The organism is Rhodoferax sp. XS2R6 (genome assembly GCF_056521365.1).
This window is the reverse complement of record NZ_JBWMAY010000002.1, coordinates 778,536-802,078: the sequence shown is the minus strand read 5'-3', so window position 1 is coordinate 802,078 and position 23,543 is coordinate 778,536. Positions and strand designations below refer to the sequence as shown.

The following is a 23,543-nucleotide window of genomic DNA, read 5'->3' as shown; positions in this document are numbered from 1 at the left end:
CACCATGAAAAATACCGACCTGGACCGCCTGGCCCTGCAAGAGCAGCGCCTGCAATTCGACGCCTTTGACCAAAGCAGTGCCTGGGCGCTGGGCACACGCCTCAAGGCGCTGTGCGAAGACGCGGGCGTGGCGCTGGCCATCGAGGTGCGCCTGGCCAAGGAAACGGTTTTTTACTACGCCATGCCCGGCACCGGCCCCACCAATGCCGACTGGGCCCGCCGCAAACGCAACACGGTGGAGCTGCTGCACACCAGTTCCTACGCACTGGGGCTCAAGCTGGAGCAGGAAAAAAGCACGCTGGAAGCCAAACAGGGCTTACCCCTGCGCGACTACGCCACCCACGGCGGCAGCTTCCCCATCCGGGTGCGCGGCGTGGGCGTGGTGGGCGTGGTTACCGTGTCAGGCATTCCGCAGCGTGAAGACCACGCCATGGTGGTGACGGCGCTGGCCGCGCTATGCGGCGTGCCGCTGGCCGAGGTGGCGCTGGACTAATTGCGCCCTAGTGCTGCGTGGGGTCAGCCAGAAAGGTGGCCTCAAACTCGTGCGCAGGAAGGGGCTTGGAATAAAAATAACCCTGCAGCAGGTCGCAGCTCTGCTCAGTGCAAAACGCGGCCTGCGCCTGGGTCTCCACCCCCTCCACCACAATCTGCATGTTCAGCGCCTTGGCAAAAGCAATGATGGCTACAAACAGTTTTTCGCTCTTGCCGCCCTCACCCACCGCTGACACAAAACCCTTGTCGATCTTGAGAATGCTGATGGGGAACAGCTTCAGGTGGTCCAGCGAGGAATAACCGGTGCCAAAGTCGTCCAGCGACATGGCCACGCCCTGGGCCGAGATCTCGGACAACAGGGACACCGTGGTGCTGGTCACCTCGATCAGCATGCTTTCGGTAATTTCCAGCTCCAGGCAGTTGGCCGGCAAGTTGTGTTCGGCCAGGGCGGCCATCACGGTGCGCGGCAGTTTTTCCTGCTTGATCTGCACCGCTGACAGGTTGATCGCCAGCGTTAGATCGGCCAAGCGCGGCGCATAACGCTCACGCCAAACCTTGAGTTGCCGGCAGCCCTCGTGCAGCACCCAGGCGCCGATATCCACAATCAGGCCGGTTTCTTCGGCAATGGCCAAAAAAGCCGCAGGCGACAGCACACCCAGGCGGGGGTGGTGCCAGCGCAGCAGCGCCTCCATGCCTCGCAAGCCGCCGTCGGCAGAGCGAATTTGCGGCTGGTAGTAAATTTTGAGTTCGTCTTTTTCCAGCGCGCGCTGCAGGTCGTTTTTGATGAGTGAACGGAACTGCACCGCCTCTTGCAGCGACACAGAATAAAAGCGGCTTTTGTTGCGGCCATCCAGCTTGGCCTGGTACATGGCCAGGTCGGCGTATTTGAGCAAGTCGGCCGCGTTGTCGGTGGTGTTGCCCAACACCGCAATGCCGATGCTGGTGGTGATGGTCTGTTCGGTGGATCCGATGAAAATGGACTCACGCAGCGTGGCGTTGATGCGGTCGGCCAACACGATGGCCTGCTCGTCGTGGTCAAAGCTGGTCATCATCACCACAAACTCATCCCCACCCAACCGGCACAACAAGTCGCCGTCGCGTGCAATCAGCGTCAGGCGGCGCGCCACCTCCACCAGCAACTGGTCCCCCGCGTCGTGCCCCATGGTGTCGTTGATGCTTTTGAAATCGTCCAGGTCCAGCAGCAGAATGGCCAGCCGGCCGTCCCGGCGGCGGGCACGGGCCAGTTGGGCCTCCAGCGCGCGTTCAAAGCCACGGCGGTTCATCAGGCCGGTCAAGGCATCGTGCTCGGACAGGTTGCGCACCTGCTCCAGGCTGTAACGCAGCCGCTCCTCAATCTGAAACCGCTGGCGCGCCTGCAGCACCACCCGGGTCAGGTGGCGGCTGTTCACCTCGTCCTTCAGCAAAAAGTCTTGCGCGCCTGCCTCCAGGCACTGTTCAGCCAGGCTCTCGTTTTCGTAACGGCTGAGCATCACCACCGCCACCCCGTCGTACGCACCGCCCCGCAGCGTGCGCAACACCTCCAGGCCGTTTTCATCGGGCAAGCGGTAGTCCAGCAGGATGGCATCAAACTTCTTGCTCGACGCCATCTCCAAGCCAGCCGCAGCGGTCTCGGCGTACGCCACTTCGCAGGGCACCGGGCTTTTGCGCAGGGTGCGCGTGATGGCATGCCGGTCCAGCTCGTCATCGTCAATCAGCAGCAGGGAGAGTTCCGCAATCATGGGGGTCTTTGTCGCTACGCAATCAGCTCCACCACACGCCAGTAGCCATGCAGCATTTCCATGGCGCGCATCACCCCGTCGCCCACCTGGCTCTTGATGATGTAACCCGCAATATTGTGTTTGTAGGCAATCGCCTTGTCCTCCTCGGCCTTGGAGGTGGTCAGCACAAACACCACCGCACTGGACAGCTCCGGGTCCTTGCGGATTTCGGCCAGCACCTCCAGGCCGTTCATGCGTGGCAGGTTCAGGTCCAGCAACACCAAATAGGGACGCCGCGCGGCGTTGCATTCGCGCAGCTTGGCCAAGCCTTCCATGCCGTCCCGGGCGCGCACGATGGGGTTGGTGATTTGCAGCTTCTTGAGCGCACGCTGGATGCCCATCACATCCACATCGTCGTCATCCACCAGCAGCAGGGTGACGTCCTTGTCAGTTTTGTTGCCTTGCATCGTGCTTACTCCTCAGTCAGACTGCGTGGGCCAGGTAAATCGGAAGGTGCAGCCGGCCTTGCCATCCGACTCCAGTGTTACCACACCACCCACCGTCTCCACCGCTTTTTTCACAATGGCCAGGCCCATGCCACTGCCTTCCACCTCGTCGCGCGGCTTCAGGGTTTGGAAGATGGTGAACACCCGTTTTTGGTGTTCTGGTGGAATACCGGGCCCGTCATCCTGGACCGCAAACTCATACCCACCGGGGTAAGGCCGCGCGTGCACCCAGATCGTTCCCTGCGGCTTGTCCTGGTGTTTGATGGCGTTGTTGATCAGGTTGCGCAATACCAGCTCCAGTGGCACTTTCTGCGTGCGCACCACGGGCATGTCCGCCGCCGCAACCAGCTTGATGTTTTTTTGCGAGGCGGCCAGCTCAAAAATATCGCGCACCAGATGGCCGGTGTTCACCGCCCCCACCGGGTTGTCCGACTGCCCCACCCGTGAATAGGCCAACAAGTCGTCCAACAGCATTTCCATGCGGCTGATGCGACTGCGCATCAGCCGCAAATGGTCCTGGGTTTCGCTGTTCAGCGAATCGCCCAAGTCTTCCGCAATCCAGGTGGCCAGTTGGTCCACCCCGCGCAGGGGCGACTTCAGGTCGTGCGAGGCCACATAGGCAAAGTTGTTGAGGTCGTCATTGCTGCGCGTGAGCTGTGCCACCAGGTTGCCGAGTTGCAGCTCCGACTGTTTGCGGGCCGTGATGTCCACAATGGCCGACAAGATCTTCAGGCCGGTGGCCGTCACGATCGGGTTCAGGCCAATCTCGACCGGGAACTCGCTGCCGTCTTTGCGCAGACCGTACAAATCGCGGCCACTGCCCATGGAGCGAGGGCTGGGGTCAGAAAAGTAGGTAGCGCGGTGGTGCGGGTGGCCGCCCCGAAACCGCGTGGGCAGCAACATGTCGATGGATTGGCCCAGCAGCTCGGAACGAGCGTACCCAAAAATAGCTTCCGCTTGGGAGTTGACCATTTCAATCACACCGGACTTGTCAATCATGACCATGCCATTGGGCGCCATTTCCACCAGTTGGCGGAACTGCTCCTCCTGCCGCTTGCGTTCGGACAAATCGACAATCGCCGACACCACCTTCATGCCCTCGGCGGTTTTGATGGGGGTCAGGCCAATCTCGATGGGGAACTCGCCACCGTCCTTGCGGCGTCCGTACAGGTCGCGGCCAATGCCCATCAGGCGCGGGCTGGGGTCGGCCACAAAGTTGGCACGGTGGGCCGGGTGCACGCGGCGAAAGCGCTCGGGCAGCAGCACCTCGATGGCTTGGCCCAGCAACTCCTCGCGGACATAACCAAAAATGGTTTCGGCCTGCCGATTCACCATTTCAATCAAGCCGCTCTCACCAATCATGACAATGGCATAAGGCGCCATTTCCACAATTTGTCGAAACTGCCCCTCCTGACCTTGCACCTGCGCGTCGTCCATGCACCTCCCTCGCTTTTCCCTGAAAAGCAATGCAAACCAAGCTGACACGCCGCGTTGCTCTTTGGAGGCACAAGCCTTGGCAACATGGTGCAACGTTTGGGACTGACTATGGCGGAATCTTGATCTTTGTCAAGGCTACAAGCCCCGATAACGCGGCCCCAAATTAGGGCTAGCGCCGCCGCGCCGAGCGCACGCCGCTCAACTCACCCACGACCTTCAGCACCTTGGACAGACGGCCGGACTCGCTCACCTCCACGGTAAACGTCATCCACGCCGTGCCCTTAACCGACTGGGTCTGCACGCCGATGACGTTCATCTTTTCCTTGGCAAACACCTCGGAGATGTCGCGCAGCAGGCCCTGCCGGTCATGCGCTTCCACCGCCACATCCACGGGGTAGACATTGCCGTCTTTGCCTTGGGGCACACCCCACTCTACCTCGATCAGGCGGTCGCCACTGCGGTTCACCATGTTGCGCAGGTTGGAGCAATCGGAGCGGTGCACGCTCACACCCTTGCCACGCGTAACAAAGCCGCTAATCAGGTCGGGCGGCGCGGGCTTGCAGCAGCGCGCCAGCTGCGTCATCAGCGAATCGATACCCACCACCAGCACGCCGCCCTTGCCGCCGGCCGCACGCGGCTTCTTCAGCGGCATGTAGTCGTCCTGCGTGGTGGCTGGCTCGGGCGGGCGCAGCAGCATCTCGATGTTGCGCAGCGAGAACTCGTCCTTGCCCACCACCTCGAACAGCGCATCGGCATTGTTGAAGCCGAGCTGGCTGGCCAGGTCATCGAGCTTGATAGCGGTCTTGCCCTCGCGCTGCAGCAGTTTTTCCACCGCTTCCCGGCCCTTGGCCATGGTCTCGCCCATGGCCAGCGCGTTGAACCAGGCGCGCACTTTGGCGCGCGCGCGGTGGCTGACCAGGTAGCCCAGTTCGGGGTTCAGCCAGTCGCGCGAAGGTCCGCCTTCCTTCACCGCGGTCACTTCCACGGTCTGGCCATTTTTCAGTTGCGTGTTCAGCGGCACCATGGCGCCGTCCACCTTGGCGCCGCGGCAGCGGTGGCCCAGGTTGGTGTGCACGCTGTAGGCAAAGTCCACCGCGGTGGCGCCTTGGGGCAGTTCCACAATGGCTGCGTCGGGCGTCAGCACGTAGATGCGGTCCTCGAACATGCCCGCGCCATCGCCCCCCGCATGGGCGCCCGACAAATCACGCTCCCAGGCCAGCAGCTGGCGCAGCACGGCGATCTTGGCGTCGTACTCTCCCGCCGCCGTCACGCTGCCGCCGTAGCCCTTGGCGCCGGCCTCTTTGTAGGCCCAGTGCGCGGCCACGCCGTGTTCGGCATGGTCGTGCATAGCCTGGGTGCGCAGTTGCACCTCGATGGGCTGGCCCTGGGGATCACGGACCACCGTATGCAGTGACTGGTAGCCGTTGGGCTTGGGCCGGGCAATGTAGTCGTCAAACTCTTCGGTCACCGGCACAAACTGGCTGTGCACCCAGCTCAACGCGGCATAACAGTCGGGCACCGTGGGCACCACGATGCGCAGCGCGCGGATGTCATACACCTGGTCAAACCCCAGCGACTTGCCGCGCATCTTTTTAACGATGCTGTAGATGTGTTTGGGCCGCCCTTGCACCGTGGCCTGGATGCCCTGCGCGGCCAGCTCGTCGGCCAGTTGCTGGCGCAGGCGCTCGACCGAGGCTTCGCGCTCGGCACGTTTTTCATCCAGCAGTTTGGCGACCTGCTTGTAGGTGTCGGGCTCCAGAAAGCGGAACGACAGGTCTTCAATCTCCCACTTCACTTCCCAGATGCCCAAGCGGTTGGCCAGGGGGGCAAATACCTGCAGCGCCTCAGACGCCAGGCCCGGCGGGACCGGCAGCTTAGTAGCCGCAAAGTGGCGCAGCGTCTGCAGGCGCGAGGCCAGCCGCAGCATCACCACGCGCAGGTCTTTGGAGAACGCCAGCAGCATCTTGCGAACGCTCTCCGTCTGCGCGGCGGCGGTCTGTGCCATGGGGGCCGCATTACCGCTGTGGCTGGCCGAGTTCTGCGTCACACGCGCCATGCGCTGCAGGCGCACCAGCTTGGTGGTCTCCAGCGCCAGGTCGGCAAAGTTGTCGCCAAAGGCCTTGGCGATCACCTCATGCGGTTTGTTCAGGTGGTCGCAGGCGTAGACCAGGTAGCTGGCGGCCTGCATGGCCTCAGACCCGCCGATGGTGCGCAAAATGGCGGCCACGGCATCGGCGTGCAGCAGCACGTTCTCGCCGGTGTCCAGGGTCTGGCTGGCCAACAGGGGCTCGGCAAAGGCGCGCGCACGCGCCAGGGCACCGGCCTGTTCGGGCAGGCTGTCCGCGGTGGCCGCAATGACCTGCGGGGTGGCCGAGGCACTGTGCTCGGCATACAAACTTTTCATGCAACGCTCACATCATCCGGGGACGTTACCCCAGCAAAAAAGAAGCCACCGCGTCGACCTGGTCGGGCGCGATCAGGGTGGGGGCATGGCCCACACCGGCAAATTCGACCAGCCGCGCCTTGGGGCCGCGCTGGGTCATGGCCTGCGCGGTGGCAGGTGACAACAAATCAGAGTTGGCGCCGCGTAGCAGCAGCGTCTGCGCGGCAATGCTGTCGTACAGCTGCCAGAGCTGGGCCTCGCCCTGCGTAGCAATCTCCTGCGTCACAGCGCCAAAGGGCACGGCAATCGCGGGGTCGTAATGCAGGGCCACGCGGCCGTCGGGGGTTGCCTTGACCATGTGGCGCGACAACTCCAGCCACTGGGCCGGCGTGTGCGGGCCAAAGCTTTGCGAGATGGCCCACATGGCGTCGGCGGCCTGCTGCAGGGAGTCGAATGTCTGGGCCTTGCCCAGGTAGGTGCCAATGCGGGCCAGGGCTTGCCACTGGATGGTCGGGCCCACGTCGTTGAGCACCAGGCGGCGCACCGTGGCGCCCACGGCCTGCGCATGGGCGCACACCGCCATGCCAATCAGGCCACCCATGCTGGTGCCCAGCCAGTCCAGCGTGGCGGGTTTCAGGTGGGCCAGCAGGGCCAACATGTCGGCCGCATAGCTGGGCAGCTGGTAGCCCTGGGGGTCTTTGAGCCAGCCGCTCTGGCCGCGCCCCACGACGTCGGGGCAGACCACGCGCAGCGGCTGCGGGCTGCGCGCCAGCAGGGCCTGGGCCAGCACGTCAAAGTCGCGCCCCTGGCGTGAGAGGCCGTGGGCACAGACGATGGTGTGGGCTGCGTCGGCCGCGCCCCACTGCCAGTACGCCATACGGTGCCCGCCGTTGGCGTCAGCGCAGGGTACGTAATTCAGCGTAGGGTCAGCCATGGTGGAATCACTCGTTTGATAATGACCACATCCTAATGGAAACCCCCCTACTCTTTTGGAAGGACGCAGCATGTTGAAAGGTAAAACCGCCATCGTTACCGGATCCACCAGCGGCATCGGTTTGGGCATTGCCAAGGCGCTGGCCGCCCAGGGTGCCAACATCGTGCTGAATGGCTTTGGCGATGTGGACGGCCCCAAGGCCGAAATTGCGGCGCTGGGCGCCCAGGTGGGCTACCACGGCGCCGACATGAGCAAGCCTGCCGAGATCGAGGCCATGGTGCAGTACGCCACCACGACCTTTGGCGGTGTGGACATTCTGGTCAACAACGCCGGCATCCAGCACGTGGCGCGGGTCGAGAACTTTCCGGTAGAAAAGTGGGACGCCATCATCGCCATCAACATGAGCAGCGCCTTCCACGCCACGCGCCTGGCCCTGCCCGGCATGTTGACCAAGAACTGGGGCCGCATCATCAACGTGGCCAGCGTCCACGGCCTGGTGGGCTCTGCCGAAAAGTCGGCCTATGTGGCGGCCAAACACGGTGTGGTGGGCCTGACCAAGGTGACCGCACTGGAAAACGCCACCAGCGGCGTGACCTGCAACGCCATCTGCCCCGGCTGGGTGCTCACACCCCTGGTGCAAAAACAGGTGGACGCCAAGGCGGCGGCCCAAGGCATCAGCAACCAGGATGCAACCAAACAGCTGTTGGGTGAGAAGGAGCCGTCGATGCAGTTCACCACGCCCGAAGAGCTGGGCGCGCTGGCCGTGTTCTTCTGCTCCCCCGCGGGAGACAACGTGCGCGGCGTGGCCTGGAACATGGACGGTGGCTGGGCCGCTCAGTAAGAGATTTTTAAAGCATTTTAGGCCTCTAGCCCCCGTGGATGCTGCGCAAGCAGCTCCTAATTCAATAGCATTTACGCCGCGGGGCTGAGGCTGACATGGGGCCGCTGGCGCGTGGCCCACCAGCTCATGGCCATGGAGGCCACCAGGCCCGCCAGCGCAAACCAGTGCAGCGAGCCCATGCCATCATGGGCGATCAGCCAGCCACCGCTGCCCGCCCCTAGCGCTTGGCCCGCATACATGGCCGAGCTGTTCAGCGCGATGGAGCCCGAAGCCAGGGCCGGCGCAATGCCCACCAACCGCGCCTGCTGCGCTGAATTCGACGAGAAGCACCCCAGCGCCCAGGGAATCAAGACCAGCGCCACCAGCACCAGGTTGGTCCCCAGTGGCCACAGCACCAGGCTCAGCGCCATGGCACCCACGCCCCACATCACGGCGCTGGGCGCGCCCATGCGGTCAATGCGGCGTGACATGAGGATGTTGCCCAGCAGGCCAAACGCGCCAAACCAGGCAAACAGCAGGCTCAGTTGCAGCGGCGTGATCGCCAGCATCACCTTGAAATACGGGGCGAAGTAGGAAAACAGCACGAACTGCCCGGTCGAGTACAGCAGCGTGACCGCCACACACAGCATCAGCGCGGGCGAGCGCAGGGCCTCACCCCAGGCCGCGCGCGACAGGGCCGGGGGTTTGATGCCATCGGGCATGGCACGCCACACCCAGGCCGCACTCACCACACTCAGCACGGCAACGACGGCAAAAGCCGCGCGCCAGCCCAGCGTGCCACCAATGAGGGCACCAATGGGCAGCCCCAGCACCGAGGCCACCGACCAGCCCAAAAACACAAACGTGATGGCCCGACCACGCTGCTCGGGCGGCACCAGCAGCCCCACACAGGCGGCAGCCTGTGGCGTGAAGATGGCCGGTGACACGACGGTCAGCACGCGCACAATCAGCAAAGAACCAAAGCTGGGCATCAGCGCGCTCAGGCCCAGGAATACGGCGTACCACAGCAGAGACAAGGCCAGCAGACGCCGCCGGTCCCAGCCCGCCACCACGCTGGCCAACAAGGGCGCGCCAAGGCACATGACGGCGGCGGCCGCGGCAATCAGCTGCCCTGCGGTAGCCACCGAGATATTGAGTGAGGTGCTGATGTCGTTGAGCGTGCCCGGCACCACCATGACGCCGGTGCCAATGACAAAGTTGCCAAACAGCAGAGGCCAGAGGACCGGGGGCAGCGGCGCAGTGGCCGCTGGAGGGGACGTAGAGGTCATGGCCCCATTCTCACCGCCCCCTGCCGCGAGCGCTGTCACAAGGGCAATAACAAACGCAGTGACCCTAGCTGGACTGCTTGAAGGCCATCACCGCCTGGTTGCGCAGCGTGCGCAGCAGCGCCAGCTCTTTCTCATCCAGCTCCAGGGAGCCGTGGCGCACCTTGTCGGCATAAATCAGGCCAAACGGGGCGTTTTTGATCTGCAGCGGCAGCAGCAAAAAGGTGGGCGCATTCAGGCTTTGCGGGTACCAGGCTGGCAAGCGCTGCACGATGCGGGGCTCAGTGGCGTCGGTGATCATGGTGTCCGCGCCCTTGAGGCAAACCACACCAAACAGATCGGGCGTGGCGGCCTTGAGGTGGGTCTTGAAACCTTTGACATGCGCCTCCACTCCCTGGCCCAGGCCAAAACGGCCGGACATCATTTCGGTTTTGGGGTCGCGCATGCAGAAAATGATGCGGTCAAACTCCAGCGCACGGTACATGGTTTCCAGAATCATGCGCAACACGTCGGTAAGTTTGAAGTCCTCCACCATGGCATTGGTGATGTCCTGAATACCCGCTGCCAGCGTTTCGGCCACCTGGCCGGCGCGGGCCATGGGGGCTGCCGCGCTGTCCAGCGGGGCCGACTGGGTGGCCTGCAGCTCAAAGCGCCCCAGGTTGCCATCGGTGTCCGATTGCAGAGCCGCAGGCCGGCTGCTCAACGCATCAGGCATGCGCAGCAGCTTGGCCGCGGCCGAGCCGGGGCTCACCCGAATCTCCATCGCAGCAGCCAGATCAATCAGCTTTTGCCGCGCCTTGATGGTGGCAGCCATCACCTGCTTGCCGCTGCTGCCCATGGCCTGGGCGTACTTCTTGGTGATCAGGGCAATGCGTGCCTCTACGTCCTTGGGGTCGCTCTTGAGCAATACGTCGGCAATCTCGTTAGACGCCAGGGCAATCCAGCGGATGCGCTCACCCGAATCCGTCGGGGCCTGCGAGGGCGGCGCACCCGTGGGCTTGGCCATGCAGCGCTGGATGCCCACCGGCAGGCCCCAGGCCTTGGCAATGCCCACGCCCAGATCTTCATAGCTCAGCCCCAGCACGCTGCTGGAGGCGGCCCGTTCGGTCATGGGTTCGCGTGCGGACTGCACCAAGGTGCGCACACGCGTGGCCTCTTCGGGAAAATAAAACTGGGCCAGTAAGCGGCCCAGGTTCTGGAACATGGCGCCGATAAAGGCCTCTTCGCTGTCCTTGAGTACCGGGCACAGCTCGCCGCCAATGGAGCCCGCCATCAACGAGCGCAAAAACTCTTCCTTTAACTGGCCAGCATGGGCCTTGTCCTGCATGTGCTCCAACAGCACCAGGCTCAGCGCCATATTGCGGATGCCGTTAAAGCCCACCAGGTTGACCGCCCGCGACACGGTGCTGATGTTGCCGCCGCGCGCAAAGTGGGCGCTGTTGACCAGGCGCAGCAGCTTGTTGGTCAGCGCCACGTCCTTGAGGATCTCGTTGGTGACGCTGCCCACGCTCTCGGTCTCGGAGCTGGCCATGCTCTGAATGCGGCCCACCGAGTCGGACAGGGCCGGGAAATCGCTTTTGTGCCGCATGCGACGCAGCAAAAACTCCAGCGTGCTGTTGTTCACGCTGCCGCCCTCGCCGCCCGACTCCCCTTGCAAGGACTTGCTCCATAGCTCCAGTTCGCTCTGAAAGGCGCGTGCGCTCACAAAGCGCTGCTTGGCGTCCTTGGCCAGGGCGCGCTGCACAATGGCCCGCAAGCGGTCGTCCACCCCGGCAGGCAGCACCTTGGGCAGCTCCAGCTGCTCATGCAGGGTGCGGTAAATGGCCCGGTGCGGGTCCGACTCCATGATCAGGGGCCGCCCCATCAACAGTTCGGCCAGCACCAGTCCGGACGAAAAAATGTCCATCGCGGGCGCAGGCGCGTCGCCATTGGCAGCTTCGGGCGACAGGTAGCCCACGGTGCCGGCGCTGTCCGGGGCCGGGTCTTTGCTCTGGCTGTCACGGATGCGGGCGGCAATGCCGAAGTCCATGACCCGGGCACGGCCTGCAGAGTCCACCACCACATTGGAGGGTTTGAGGTCACGGTGCACCACACCGGCGGCATGGGCCACGGCCACTGCGTCCAGCACGTCCATCATGAGGGCTACGGCCTCTGCCGCGGGCAAAGCCCCGCGCTGCTGCAGATGCTGGTCCAGGGTGTTGCCGGGAATGTATTCAAACACCAGGTAGGGCTGGCGGCCGTGCACATCGGCCTCGTACACCGGCACGATGTTGGGGTGGGTCACGCGGCTGGCATTGCGGGCCTCTTGCAGCCACTGGCTTACCGCCTGGTCGTCGGAGCCCGCTGCAGGACGCATGACCTTGATCGCGACCTCGCGCTCCATGCGGGGATCAAAGGCAAGCCAGACCGTGGACTGGCCGCCCTGACCCAGCACCCTTCGCAGCTCAAACCGCCCCAGTGTGGTGCCTGCCTCAGCGACGGGAGGGCGGCTGTTGGCAAAGGAGACGGGATCTGGCATGTCGCGGGCTCTGTGGGTGGTGCGTCAGTCGCAATGTCTTACCCCAAGTATGGCACTGCGATGGCGGTTCTACCCGCAAAAATACAGATCGTTTTCCCTCAAATTGCGGCCTTGCCCGGCTCTTGCCGCAATTCCTGCGCATGGCGCACAAACGCGACAAACTCCGGCACCGCAATGGGTTTGCTAAAGAGGTAGCCCTGAAAGATGTGGCAGTCGTTTGCCACCAGAAATTCGCGCTGGCCCTGGGTTTCCACCCCCTCGGCCACCACAGCAAAGCCCAGGCTCTTGCCCAGGGTGATGATGGTGTGGGCAATGGCCGCATCGTTGGGGTCGCTCAGCACGTCGCGCACAAAAGACTGGTCGATCTTGAGCTGCTCCAGTGGCAGCTTTTTGAGGTAGGTCAGGGACGAGTAACCAGTGCCAAAGTCGTCCAGCGAGCAGCCCACGCCCAGGGCACGCAAGGATTCCATCTTGTGCACGATGTCGTCCATGTCCTCCACCAGCATGCTTTCGGTCAGCTCCAACTTGAGACGCCGCGGGTTGGCCCCGGTGCGCTCCAGCACCGCCTGCACCTGCCCGACGAAATCGCTTTGGCGAAACTGCCGAGCGCTCACGTTGACCGACAGGCTCAGGTGCGACAGCTCGGGCATCTGGGCCCAGGTCACCAGCTGGGTGCAGGCGTTGCGCAGCACCCAGGCGCCTAACGGCAGAATCAGGCCGGTTTGCTCGGCCATGTCGATAAAGTCACCGGGCGCCACCAGCCCCATTTTGGGGTGGCGCCAGCGCAACAAAGCCTCGGCACCCAGCACCTCGCCACTGTGGGTCACCTGGGCCTGGTAGAGCAAAAAGAATTCATCCCGCGCAATGCCCTTGCGCATGTCCACCTCCAGCGCACTGGACTCCGAGACCTCGGTCACCATGATATGCACCAGCGCATACAGCCCCAGCATGGCCAGCGCTGTGTTGACCCAGGTACCGCTGATACGCACCTCGTGCGGAATCAGGTATTGCGTCTGAATGCCCCAGGTAGTGCTGCTCAGCGCGACATACGACACAAACAGCAGGCCCACCACGCTGTGGCGCATCCAAGCCGACTCATCGCGCAGCACCAGCATGGCCGCCAACGCCAGTACCAAAATGAAGTGATGGGTGGAGCGTGGTACTTGCGCATCCGGAATATCAAACACCAGGCCAAAGGCGCAGATGGATGAATACACGGTAGCCAGCATGACAAAAAATGCCAGCCGGGTGCGGCGCTGCTGGGTCAACCAGGCCACCACTACGCCCAGCACCGCCATGGCCCCCTCCACGGCCACAATCACCCAAGCACCGCGCGCAAAAAAGAAGACGGCCCAGCCCAGTCCAATGCCCATCATCAGTACCGCAGCCACCCACAGCATCATGCGCACACGGCGCAGGTGCAATTGACCAGGCGCTGGCTGCGGCGCACTCATGCGGGCTCTCCCTGGCTCTGCTGGGCGTGCAAATAAGCTGCAAAAGCGCCCGCAGCCAATGGACGGCTGAAGAAATAGCCCTGGTAGGCGCGGCAGCCACTGGCGAGCAAAAAGTCTCGCTGCTGGGCGGTCTCCACCCCTTCGGCAATCACGGCCAGCCCCAGGCTGTGGCCCAGGGCGACAATGGTTCTGGCAATGGCGGCATCGTTGGGGTCGCTCAGCACGTCGCGTACAAATGACTGGTCAATCTTGAGCTGGTCCAGCGGCAGGCGCTTGAGGTAACTGAGCGACGAGTACCCGGTGCCAAAATCGTCCAGCGAAAAGCCCACACCACGCGCCCGCAGCGCGGTCATCTTGGCAATCACGTCCTCCACGTTGTCCACCAGCAGGCTCTCGGTCAACTCCAACTTCAGGCGCCTGGGGTTGGCGCCGGTGTAGTCCAGCATGGCGAGCATGTGATCGGCAAAGTCCTGTTGGCGGAACTGGCGTGAGCTGACATTCACCGCCAGGGTCAGGTGCTCGGTGGCCGGATCTTGCGCCCAAGCCACCAGCTGCGCACACGCCGTTTCCAGCACCCAGCTGCCTAGCAGCACAATTTGGCCCGTTTCTTCAGCCACGGGAATAAAAGAGGCTGGCGACACCATCCCCCGCACCGGATGTTTCCAGCGCAACAGGGCCTCGGCCCCCTGTACCCTGCCCTGCGCATCCACCTGCGGCTGGTAGTGCAACTCGTACTGGCCAAACAGCAGCCCCTGGCGGATGTCAGCCTCCAGTTCGGCGCGCTGGGTGACGGCTGCCTGCATCAGCGGGTCGTAAAAGCGCAAAGCATTGCGGCCTGCGTTTTTAGCCTGGTACATGGCCAGGTCCGCCTGTTTGAGCAGCTCGTCCAGCACCACCTCGTGTCCGCTGAACAACGTGAGCCCAATGCTGGGCGTGCTGTGGTACTCGTGCCCGGCAAGCCGGTAGGGCGCGTTGAGCGCAGCGATGATTTTTTCGCCCACCTGGGTTGCCTGCCCCGCCGCAACCGTGCGCTGCACGTCCAGCCCCTCCAGCATCACCACATATTCGTCCCCTCCCAGCCGGGCCACGGTGTCTTCTTCGCGCACGGCGTCCATCAGCCGATGCGCCACTTGCTGCAGCAGCAAATCGCCTTTGTCATGGCCCAAGGTGTCGTTCAGGGTTTTGAAATGGTCCAGGTCGATAAACAGCAAGGCCCCGCAGGCCCCCGAGCGAGCGCTGCCAGCCAGTGCGTGCTGCAAGCGGTCCATCAGCATGCGGCGGTTGGGCAGCCCGGTCAGTGGGTCGTAAAACGCCAGCTGGCGGATCTGGTCTTCGGCCGCCTTGCGCTGGGTAATGTCGATCAAGGTGGCCACATAGTGGGTGACCCGGCCATCGTCGTCCGACACCGAGGAGATGTGCATTTGCTGGGGGTAGATATCGCCGTTTTTGCGGCGGTTCCAGATTTCCCCCTCCCAGTGCCCCTGCTGCTCCAGCGTCTGGTTCATCTCGGCATAAAAGGCGTTGTCATGCCAGCCAGAACTGAACATGCTGGGGTTCTGACCGATCACCTCATGGTCTTCGTAGCCGGAAATGCGGGTAAAGGCTTGGTTCACGCGCAGTATCTCGCGGCGTGCATTGGTGACCATCATGCCCTCTTGCGCCTCGAAGGCGGTCGCTGCCACACGCAGTTCGGCCTCGGTGCGGCGCCGCTCTGCCAAGTCCATGTCGAAGCGAAAAAACTCCGCCACCGCACCATGGGCGTACACCGCGGTGTGGCTGCAGTACACCGGCACTTCCTGCCCATTTTTGTGGACCAGCGTGAGCTCCTGCGAGACAAAGGCATCCGGGCTGGTCTGCATCTCCAGCAGCACTTCTTGCAGCGCATTGCGCAAGGTGTGCGGCACCACCAGCATGAAGAGGTTGCGGCCCACCGCCTCCTCGGCGGTATAGCCATACAAGCGCTCGGAGGCCGCATTCCAATAAGTGATCGTGCCATCGGGGGTGTAGCCCTGCACCGCCACCGCCCCCACGTTTTGCAGCAGACTGCGAAAACGTTTTTCAGATGCCTGCAAGGCCGCTTCGGCTTCACTGCGCTCGGTGACATCCCGCGCCAGCAGCACCAGGGTACGCGGCTGGCCAGGCGTCTGCTTGAGAGCGTGGGCCCGGCCTTCAAACCGGCGAACGCCCTGTTTGGACTGCAGGTCAAACACAAATGTCTGGGTGGTTTGCAAAGCCAGGGTGCGCTGCAGATGCACTAGCAGTGGCTCGGCATCCTCGCGCGGCAGCACGTCGTGCAAGCGTTTGCCCAGCAGATTCTGGCCCCGGCCGCCACGCAACAGCGCCGCGTCGGACAAGACCTCCACAAAAGTGCCATGTTCGTCCAACACATAGAGTAAATCAGGGATGGCACCGATGGTGGCCCGCAAACGCTCCTCTTGGCTACCCAGGGCCGCCTCGGTCTGCAAGCGCGCACGCACATCCTGCAGGATCAACCCCATCAACAAAGTAGCCGGCGAAAAAACCAGCAACATTGGCAGAGCCACGGCCTGCAGCACAGCTGCCCCCAAATCGCCAGGCAACCAAGTGAACAGGTAAATTTCGACGCAGTGCACCAGCAGGCCAAACAGCAGCAACTGCCACCACCCCAAACCCATCCAACCCCGTTGGTGCAGCACGTAATAGGCCAGCCCAAGCCCATAACAAGCCAGCACCACCGCTACGCCCACTGTGGCGCCCACACCGCCCAGGTACCAGCGGTACACCGCGGCAATGCCAGCTGCAAGCGTTCCCACCCAAGGCCCGCCAAAAAGGCTGGCCATGCTGAGAACCACGGAGCGTGCATCAAAAATGACACCGGACACGATCTGCAGCGGCATCATCATGCCAACCACACAGATACCGCCAAACAGCAGCCCACCCACGCCCTGACTGAGCCAAGGGTGCTGGCGCAAGGCGCGCACGCTATAACTGTAGAGCTGGCTCAAAGCCAGCAACAGTGCAACGCCCTTGGCAAGCTCTAATAGCAAGGGAGTCTCCTGCAGCCCGGAACGCCAAAGCACGCCAAACGCCCTCCCGCACAAGTGTTGTTGCAAACATTATGGCGCGCGGCAAGGCATTTGCGGCAGGTTTTGCGCCTCCTCTGTATGGCGTCAGGCGCGGGTGCCGGGGCTGGGTGTCTGGTTGGGCGGCAGCCTCAGGGGGCAGACTGGTCGCGCAGCTGGCGGCGCAACTCGGCACGCTCGGAAGGACTCAGCTGGCGGGCGGGTGCCCCGTCAGGCCGGGCGGGCACGGCCTCTTGCCGTTGCACCAAGGCCTGGCGCAAAGCGGCCCGACGCTGGTCTTTGCTTTGCTCCGCACGTGCACCTTCTGGCAACAGCTCTCTGCCCTGCGGCTGAACAGGTGCGGCCGCGCCATTGGCAGGCCCGGCCATGCCCCCCAGGGGGAAAGCAGCCAGCGCAGCAACGAGTAAAAGATGGTGCATGGTGGTGTAACGCAAGAGAACCGGACAGTGGTGACATTGTTGGAGCCGGTGCCTGTGTATGGGCTTGCTTATTTGTAACATAGTGTCAAAGTACGGCCTGTCTACGGCATTCGCAGGCGAGTGCAACGCAAAATCGCGCCTGTTACAAATTCAGAGTACCCCATGCAACCCAACGCAAACCGTCCCAACAAGATTCTGGTGGTCGATGACGATGCCCGCATTCGGGACCTGCTGCGCCGCTACCTCACGCAAGAAGGCTTTGATGTGCTGCTGGCCGAAGACGGCAAGTCGCTCACCCGCATCATGCTGCGCGAAACGGCCGACCTGATTGTGCTGGACCTGATGATGCCCGGCGAAGATGGCCTCTCCATCTGCCGCCGCTTGCGTGCCGCCAACGATGTGACCCCCATCATCATGCTGACCGCCAAGGGGGAGGACATTGACCGCATCGTGGGCCTGGAAGTGGGAGCCGATGATTACCTGGGCAAGCCTTTCAACCCGCGCGAATTACTGGCCCGCATCCACGCCGTGCTGCGTCGCCGCCCCGCCACCGAAGTGCCGGGCGCGCCCTCCAGTGACAACGAGGTCGTCAAGTTCGGCACTTTTGTGTTTGACCTGGGCGCACGTACCCTGACCAAGGCCGGCCAGGAGTTGACCCTGACCACTGGCGAATTTGCCATGCTCAAGGCGCTGGTGCGGCACCCACGCATTCCACTGTCGCGGGAAAAACTGGCACAGCTGTCACGCGGTCGCGAGTTCGAACCCTTTGACCGCAGCCTGGACGTGCAGGTGTCGCGCCTGCGCAAACTCGTGGAAAGTGACGCCACCACCCCCCGCTTCATCCAGACCGTGTGGGGCGTGGGTTACGTGTTTGTGCCTGACGACGCGGCCTAAAGCCGGGCTTTGCCACTGTGGCCAAAACCGAGCATGCCGACTTTGACGCCAGCGCACCTGCAGCGCTAGCCGAAGGCGAAATAACTGCAGGCCGATGGCGCTTTACGCGCCTGAGCCTGTTCTGGCGAACCTTCTTTTTGCTGGCCCTTTTGCTGCTAGGCAGCATTCTGGCTTGGCTGCAAACCTTGCGTTCGCTGGAGTTCGAGCCGCGTGCCCTGCAGACGGCGCAGCAACTCGCCTCCCAGGTCAACCTGAGCCGGGCCGCGCTGATCCACGCCGACGGCATTGCCCGTATCTCGCTGATCAAGACCATGAAAGACGAGGAAGGCCTGCGTATCGTGCCGCGCGAGCCCACAGACCAGTTTTCCCTGCTGGACAACGATGCCCTGAGCCGCCGCGTGGCCCTCGATATGAGCGAGCGGCTGGGCAAAGGCACCATCGTAGCGAGCAGGGTGAACGACCAACCTGGACTGTGGGTAAGCTTTGTGATTGACGGCGACGAGTACTGGCTGCAGACCGACCAAAACCGGGTGTCTATCGCTGGCGGCGCTACCTGGATGATCTGGTTATTTGTGGCTGCCGTCTTGTCCCTGGCCGGTGCAGCGCTGATTGCGGGTTTGATCAACCGGCCACTCAAGGATCTGTCGTTTGCCGCGAGCCGGGTGCGCGAGGGCAACTTCAGCGCCAGCCAGCTCGACGAACATGTCAACACCAGCGAGATCCGCGAGGTCAATATCGGCTTCAACCGCATGGCACAAAAACTGGCCAAGGTGGAGCAAGACCGGGCCGTGATGCTGGCCGGCATCTCCCACGACCTGCGCACGCCCTTGGCGCGCCTGCGGCTGGAGACCGAGATGAGCGTGGCCGAAGAAAGCGCCCGCGCCTATATGGTGGCCGACATCAACCAGCTCGACGCCATCATTGACAAGTTTCTGGACTACGCCCGGCCCGACCGCGTGGCGCTGGCCCCGGTGGTGCTGGGTGACGTGGTGGACGCTTGCGTGTATTCATTGCAAAAGCTGCCTGATGTGCGCATCAAGATCGACATGCAGGACGACCTGCTGGTACTGGCCGACGAGGTGGAGTTGGGGCGCGTGTTGTCCAACCTGCTGGAAAACGCCAGGCGCTACGGAAAATCGGTGCACACCGGCGTTGCCATGATCGACATTGCCGCCATTGCGCGCGAAAAGTGGGTGCTGATCAAGGTGCGTGACCACGGCATTGGCGTGGGCGAAGAGCAGCTACACCAACTGACCCAGCCGTTTTACCGCGGCGAAGCCGCACGCACTGCTGCCAACGGTGCCGGACTGGGGCTGGCGATTGTGGACAAGACCATCCAGCGCATGGGTGGCATGTTCCGGCTCACCAACTCCACGTCAGGCGGCCTGGCCGCCCAGATCCGCCTGCAGCGCGCTACGCGGCTTTGAACAACAGCACGACGGCGCGTGCCTCCATGGCACGGCCCTCACCCACCGGACCCATTTTTTCAGCCGTTTTGGCCTTCACGTTCACCTGGCCCACATCCACCCCCAACACCGCCGCCACGCGCTCGCGCATGGGCACGATGTAGGGTGCCAGCTTGGGGGCCTGGGCGATGATGGTGCTGTCCACGTTGCCAATGGCATAACCCAGCGCCCGGATATCGGCCGCCACCTTGGCCAGCAGCAGTGCCGAATCGGCCCCCTTGTACTGGGCGTCGGTGTCGGGAAAATGCTTGCCGATGTCACCCAGCGCAGCGGCGCCCAAGAGCGCATCGGTAATGGCGTGCAGCAGCACATCGGCATCGGAATGCCCCAGCAAGCCCTTGTTATGGGGCACCTCCACCCCGCCCAGCATCAGTTTGCGCCCTTCCACCAGTTGGTGCGTATCCCAACCCTCGCCAATCCGCATTGTCATGAATTGCATTCCTGTGTCATGGGGTCGGGGTCACCGTGTAGGTGGTGACCTCCATACCCGAAATGGAAACCTGCATGGGCTGAAAACCCAGCCCCGCAGGGTCGCCCAATAGCTCGCGCACGCGTTGGGTCACCAGCACCTCGCCAGGGCGGGCAATGTCTTCGCCCAGTTTGTAGGCCAGGTTGACGGCATCGCCAAAGCAGTCCACCGCCTCCAGCAGCAAGATGTCACCCACATCAATGCCCACGCTGAACGCCAGCAGCGGGGCATGCCCCTCTACCTGAGCGGCATTCACCATGGCCAGGGCCGCGGCCACTGCGTCCGCCACATCATCAAACACGGCAAGCAGGTTGTCCGCCTCGTTCTTCACCACCTCGCCATGGTGGGCCAGCACCAGGGGTTTGGTGATTTTGTGCATGCGCCGGATCTGGCACAGGTAGGCCAGAATGCCGTCGCGCCGCACCGTCAGCGTGAAGCCGCTCATGTCCAACGCCAGCACCGCCTTGCGACGCTGGAAGGTGTCCAGAATCATTTGCTCCACCGCAGGCTTGCGCGCCTGCGGCGCAGCAATCAGGGTGTCCATCAGGGCGTCAAAGGCATGCATGGCGGTTACTCCTGGGTGCGGGCCGCGAGCACGGCCTGGGCTAGCGCAAAGTCTTGCGGGTAGGTGACCTTGAAATTCTGGGCGCTGCCTTCTACCAGCAACGGAGCCTGGCCCATGAACTCCATGGCGCTGGCCTCGTCGGTCACGGCCTCGCCCGCCGCGTGCAAAGCGGTCTGCAAATCACCCAGGCGAAACATCTGCGGGGTCTGGGCCAGCCACTTGTCGCTACGGTCCACCGTGGCGGCCACCCGGCCACCCTGCTCCCGCTTTAGCGTGTCGGGCAGCTTCAGGGCCAGCAAGCCACCTACCGCGTCGCCCTGGCAGGCGTCGATCAGGGCATTGATTTGGGCGGGCGTAACGAGGCAGCGCGCAGCGTCGTGCACCAGCACCCAGTCATGCGCCACGGCCCCCTGGGCCATCAGCGCAGAAATACCATTAAAAACGCTTGCAGCCCTTGAGGAACCTCCGCAAGCAGCTATCGAAACAATAGCATTCAGTGGTCGCTCGGGCGCATCAAAAAACGTATCTCCAGCGCTCACCACCACCAGAATGCCGCCCAGCCGTGGCACCGCGGCAAAGGCGGCCAGCGTGTGCAACACCATGGGCTGGCCGGCAATGGATTGGTACTGCTTGGGGCCGGCGGCCCCCGATCGGCTGCCGTTACCCGCACAAGGAATGAGTGCAAAAAACCGCGAGGCTGGCGTCTGCTGCATGGTCAATACCGTTCCAGGGCGGGGTGGTCAGTGGGAGATCTGCAGGTCGCGAACCCGCAGAAAGAACAAGAAAGAAAACAAACAGCTGTGGCAGAATTTCTCCATCCACCTGCAGGGCAACGATCCACCGGAATCGGTGAAAAAAAGGCTGTAACCCAACACAGCGATGCATCATATCAACTGAGCCCATGCCAGCCTATCTCGTTCCCCAGTACGACCTCAGCACCGTCGCCTTGTCGCTGCTGATCGGTTGTTTTGCCTCTTTTGTCACGCTGGAACTGGCCAAACGCATGCGCTCGCCGGACCAGGCACTGGCCCGTTTCTGGTGGCTTGGTGGGGCCATCACCATGGGTACGGGCATTTGGTCCATGCACTTTGTGGGCATGTTTGCATTTACCTTGCCCATTGAGCTGGGCTACCGGGGCCTGGAGACCTTTCTGTCCTGGGTCGCCGCCATCGTGGTGTCGGCGATTGCGCTGGGGGCCGCCAACCAGGGGCAACTCAGCCGCCCACGGCTGGTCATCAGCGCGCTGTTGATGGGCGCGGGGATTTGTGCCATGCACTACACCGGCATGGCTGCGCTGGACATGGCGCCGGGCATCGTCTGGAATGGCTGGCTGGTCGCAGCATCTGCCCTGATTGCGGTCACGGCCTCGGCGGTGGCATTGCTGATCTTCTTCTGGCTGCGCCAGGTCAACCGCCGACACCTATGGGCCTACCAGCTCGCCGCCGCCGTGGTGATGGGCGTAGCCATTACCGGCATGCACTACACCGGCATGGCAGCGGCCCAGTTTCCTGCGGGCTCCCTGTGCCTCAGTGTGGACGCACTGGCGGGGCGCGAGCTGGGCGTGTTTGTGATCCTGGGCACCTTGATGCTCCTGAGCATGACCATGGTCACCGCCATTTTGGATGCACGCATGCAAAGCAAGGCGTCGCGGCTCTCAAACAAACTGCAGTCCACCAACGCCGAGCTACAAAAAGCCAACGAAGTCCTGCAGCAGCATGCGTTTACCGACGCCCTGACGGGCCTGCCCAACCGCCTGCTGCTGGAAGACCGGTTGCGTCATGCCATCAGCCGCTTCGAGCGCCAGGACAAGTCGCCGGCATCGCGCAACCTCAAACGCATCGCCGTGCTGTTCATTGACCTGGACGGTTTCAAACCCATCAACGACACCTTTGGGCATGCCACTGGCGACAAGGTGCTCCAACACGTTGCGCAGCGGCTACGCCAATGTGCACGCGAGGTCGACACCGTGGCACGACTCGGTGGCGACGAGTTTGTGATCTTGCTGGAGGATCTGGGCAACACCGCCGATGCGGTGACTCTGGCCCAGCGGGTGATCAACCAGTTTGCGGCCCCGCTGGAGATCGATGACCGCGCCATGCACCTGGGTGCGTCCATCGGCATTGCGCTCTGCCCCGACCATGCACAGAGCGAAAAACTGCTGGTGCATGCCGATGCCGCCATGTACGCCGCCAAACGCATGGGCGGGCGCAACTACGCCCTGTTTGAAGCCCATATGGATGCCAGCAACCACGGCGAGGTCAGCCTGCATGCGGACCTGAGCCAAGCCCTGGCCCGGGGCGAAATTTCCTTGCACTACCAGCCCAAGGTGGAAAACCGGCGCGGCACCATCCGCGGCGTGGAGGCCCTGCTGCGCTGGCAGCATCCGCAGCGCGGCGCAGTAGGGCCGCACATCTTCATCCCGATTGCCGAGCGCTACGGCCTGATCAACGCATTGGGCGACTGGGTCATCAACGAGGCCTGCCGGCAAATGCAGGTCTGGCAGGCCGCAGGGCTGAACATCTCGGTGGCCATCAACCTGTCGGTCTACCAGCTGCGCCAGGACAACCTGGGCGAACGCATTGCCGCCGCCCTGCAGCGGCATGGCGTTCCTGCCGAGCGCCTGGTGTGCGAAATCACCGAGTCGGTGGCCATGGAGGACATCCGCGCCACACAAACCGCCTTCGATGCCATCAGCCGCCTGGGCGTACTGCTGTCCATCGACGACTTCGGCACCGGCTACTCCAGCCTGAGCTACCTGCGCCAGCTACCGGCCAAACAGCTCAAGATTGACCGCAGCTTCATTCTGGACATTGAAGACAGCGTGGATGCGCGCGCCATTGTGGACGCCGTCATCAAGCTCGCCCACGCGCTGGGCCTGAGTGTGGTGGCCGAAGGGGTGGAGACTGCAGCCCAGCGTGATATTTTGCTGGCACTGGATTGCGACGAAATGCAGGGCTACCTGTTTGCCCGCCCCATGACGTCTGCCGCACTGCTGGACATGGCGCGCAGCGCCCCAGGTGAAGGCCACACGGGTTTCTCCCCCTCGGTGCTGGAACCTTGAACGCCCCTTAAAATACCCGCAGCCAGCACCCGCCAGGCTTTTTCACACCCCCTACGCCA

Annotated in this window: 18 protein-coding genes; 5 read left to right on the top strand and 13 right to left on the bottom strand. The window is 63.2% G+C overall.

The features are described 5' to 3' along the window. Window positions 1-4 precede the first annotated feature (4 nt). The gene (locus tag AC097A_RS10270) at window positions 5-493 is read left to right on the top strand and encodes a heme-degrading domain-containing protein (protein WP_479620746.1); all 489 of its coding nucleotides are present in this window, start codon (window positions 5-7) and stop codon (window positions 491-493) included. Window positions 494-500: 7 nt separating this feature from the next. Here AC097A_RS10270 and AC097A_RS10265 read toward each other — a convergent pair whose 3' ends face one another. The 5 genes from AC097A_RS10265 to AC097A_RS10245 form a co-directional block, all read right to left on the bottom strand. Further along, window positions 501-2,231 carry a two-component system response regulator gene (locus tag AC097A_RS10265; protein WP_479620745.1) on the bottom strand — a complete coding sequence of 577 codons (1,731 nt, stop codon included), beginning with the start codon at window positions 2,229-2,231 and terminating at the stop codon, window positions 501-503. Window positions 2,232-2,245: 14 nt separating this feature from the next. Next, entirely contained in the window at window positions 2,246-2,677 is a 432-nt protein-coding gene (locus AC097A_RS10260) for a response regulator (protein ID WP_479620744.1), read from the bottom strand. 12 nt (window positions 2,678-2,689) lie between these two features. Beyond that, entirely contained in the window at window positions 2,690-4,153 is a 1,464-nt protein-coding gene (locus tag AC097A_RS10255; RefSeq protein WP_479620743.1) for a sensor histidine kinase, read from the bottom strand. A 169-nt stretch (window positions 4,154-4,322) separates the two neighbouring features. After that, window positions 4,323-6,557, bottom strand: coding sequence for a RelA/SpoT family protein (locus tag AC097A_RS10250; protein ID WP_479620742.1), 2,235 nt, complete (start codon window positions 6,555-6,557; stop codon window positions 4,323-4,325). A 25-nt stretch (window positions 6,558-6,582) separates the two neighbouring features. Further along, window positions 6,583-7,470, bottom strand: coding sequence for an alpha/beta fold hydrolase (locus AC097A_RS10245; RefSeq protein WP_479620741.1), 888 nt, complete (start codon window positions 7,468-7,470; stop codon window positions 6,583-6,585). Between the two features lie 70 nt (window positions 7,471-7,540). Here AC097A_RS10245 and AC097A_RS10240 point away from each other — a divergent pair, with 70 nt between their 5' ends. After that, a complete protein-coding gene (locus AC097A_RS10240) occupies window positions 7,541-8,311 on the top strand; it encodes a 3-hydroxybutyrate dehydrogenase (protein ID WP_479620740.1) in 771 nt (256 codons plus the stop codon). Between the two features lie 71 nt (window positions 8,312-8,382). Here AC097A_RS10240 and AC097A_RS10235 read toward each other — a convergent pair whose 3' ends face one another. The 5 genes from AC097A_RS10235 to AC097A_RS10215 all read right to left on the bottom strand — a co-directional run bounded on the left by AC097A_RS10235 (window position 8,383) and on the right by AC097A_RS10215 (window position 17,029). Next, window positions 8,383-9,579: an MFS transporter gene (locus AC097A_RS10235; RefSeq protein WP_479620739.1), complete on the bottom strand. Its 1,197-nt coding sequence runs from the start codon at window positions 9,577-9,579 to the stop codon at window positions 8,383-8,385. Between the two features lie 64 nt (window positions 9,580-9,643). After that, complete coding sequence (locus tag AC097A_RS10230) at window positions 9,644-12,094, bottom strand: protein kinase domain-containing protein (protein ID WP_479620738.1); 2,451 nt, start codon at window positions 12,092-12,094, stop codon at window positions 9,644-9,646. A gap of 98 nt (window positions 12,095-12,192) precedes the next feature. Continuing rightward, entirely contained in the window at window positions 12,193-13,548 is a 1,356-nt protein-coding gene (locus AC097A_RS10225; RefSeq protein ID WP_479620737.1) for a putative bifunctional diguanylate cyclase/phosphodiesterase, read from the bottom strand. Continuing rightward, a complete protein-coding gene (locus AC097A_RS10220) occupies window positions 13,545-16,574 on the bottom strand; it encodes an EAL domain-containing protein (protein WP_479620736.1) in 3,030 nt (1,009 codons plus the stop codon). The genes AC097A_RS10225 and AC097A_RS10220 overlap by 4 nt, the downstream gene beginning before the upstream one ends. 167 nt (window positions 16,575-16,741) lie before the next feature. After that, complete coding sequence (locus AC097A_RS10215) at window positions 16,742-17,029, bottom strand: hypothetical protein (protein ID WP_479620735.1); 288 nt, start codon at window positions 17,027-17,029, stop codon at window positions 16,742-16,744. Between the two features lie 162 nt (window positions 17,030-17,191). Between AC097A_RS10215 and ompR the strand changes: the two genes are divergently transcribed. Both ompR and AC097A_RS10205 read left to right on the top strand, forming a co-directional pair. After that, entirely contained in the window at window positions 17,192-17,923 is a 732-nt protein-coding gene (gene ompR / locus AC097A_RS10210; RefSeq protein WP_105260824.1) for an osmolarity response regulator transcription factor OmpR, read from the top strand. 17 nt (window positions 17,924-17,940) lie between these two features. Further along, window positions 17,941-19,350 carry an ATP-binding protein gene (locus AC097A_RS10205; protein ID WP_105260823.1) on the top strand — a complete coding sequence of 470 codons (1,410 nt, stop codon included), beginning with the start codon at window positions 17,941-17,943 and terminating at the stop codon, window positions 19,348-19,350. Here the strand turns inward: AC097A_RS10205 and ispF are convergent. From ispF to ispD, 3 genes are read right to left on the bottom strand one after another with little or no spacing between them, the layout of a single operon-like run. Continuing rightward, window positions 19,337-19,819 carry a 2-C-methyl-D-erythritol 2,4-cyclodiphosphate synthase gene (gene ispF, locus AC097A_RS10200; protein ID WP_105260977.1) on the bottom strand — a complete coding sequence of 161 codons (483 nt, stop codon included), beginning with the start codon at window positions 19,817-19,819 and terminating at the stop codon, window positions 19,337-19,339. The genes AC097A_RS10205 and ispF overlap by 14 nt on opposite strands. A gap of 16 nt (window positions 19,820-19,835) precedes the next feature. Next, window positions 19,836-20,423 carry an adenylate/guanylate cyclase domain-containing protein gene (locus tag AC097A_RS10195; protein WP_315493400.1) on the bottom strand — a complete coding sequence of 196 codons (588 nt, stop codon included), beginning with the start codon at window positions 20,421-20,423 and terminating at the stop codon, window positions 19,836-19,838. A gap of 5 nt (window positions 20,424-20,428) precedes the next feature. Then, a complete protein-coding gene (gene ispD / locus AC097A_RS10190; RefSeq protein WP_479620734.1) occupies window positions 20,429-21,136 on the bottom strand; it encodes a 2-C-methyl-D-erythritol 4-phosphate cytidylyltransferase in 708 nt (235 codons plus the stop codon). Between the two features lie 188 nt (window positions 21,137-21,324). On the opposite strand from ispD, the gene AC097A_RS10185 reads away from it, so the two are divergent. Next, complete coding sequence (locus tag AC097A_RS10185) at window positions 21,325-23,484, top strand: putative bifunctional diguanylate cyclase/phosphodiesterase (RefSeq protein WP_479620733.1); 2,160 nt, start codon at window positions 21,325-21,327, stop codon at window positions 23,482-23,484. The last annotated feature ends 59 nt before the right edge of the window (window positions 23,485-23,543 follow it).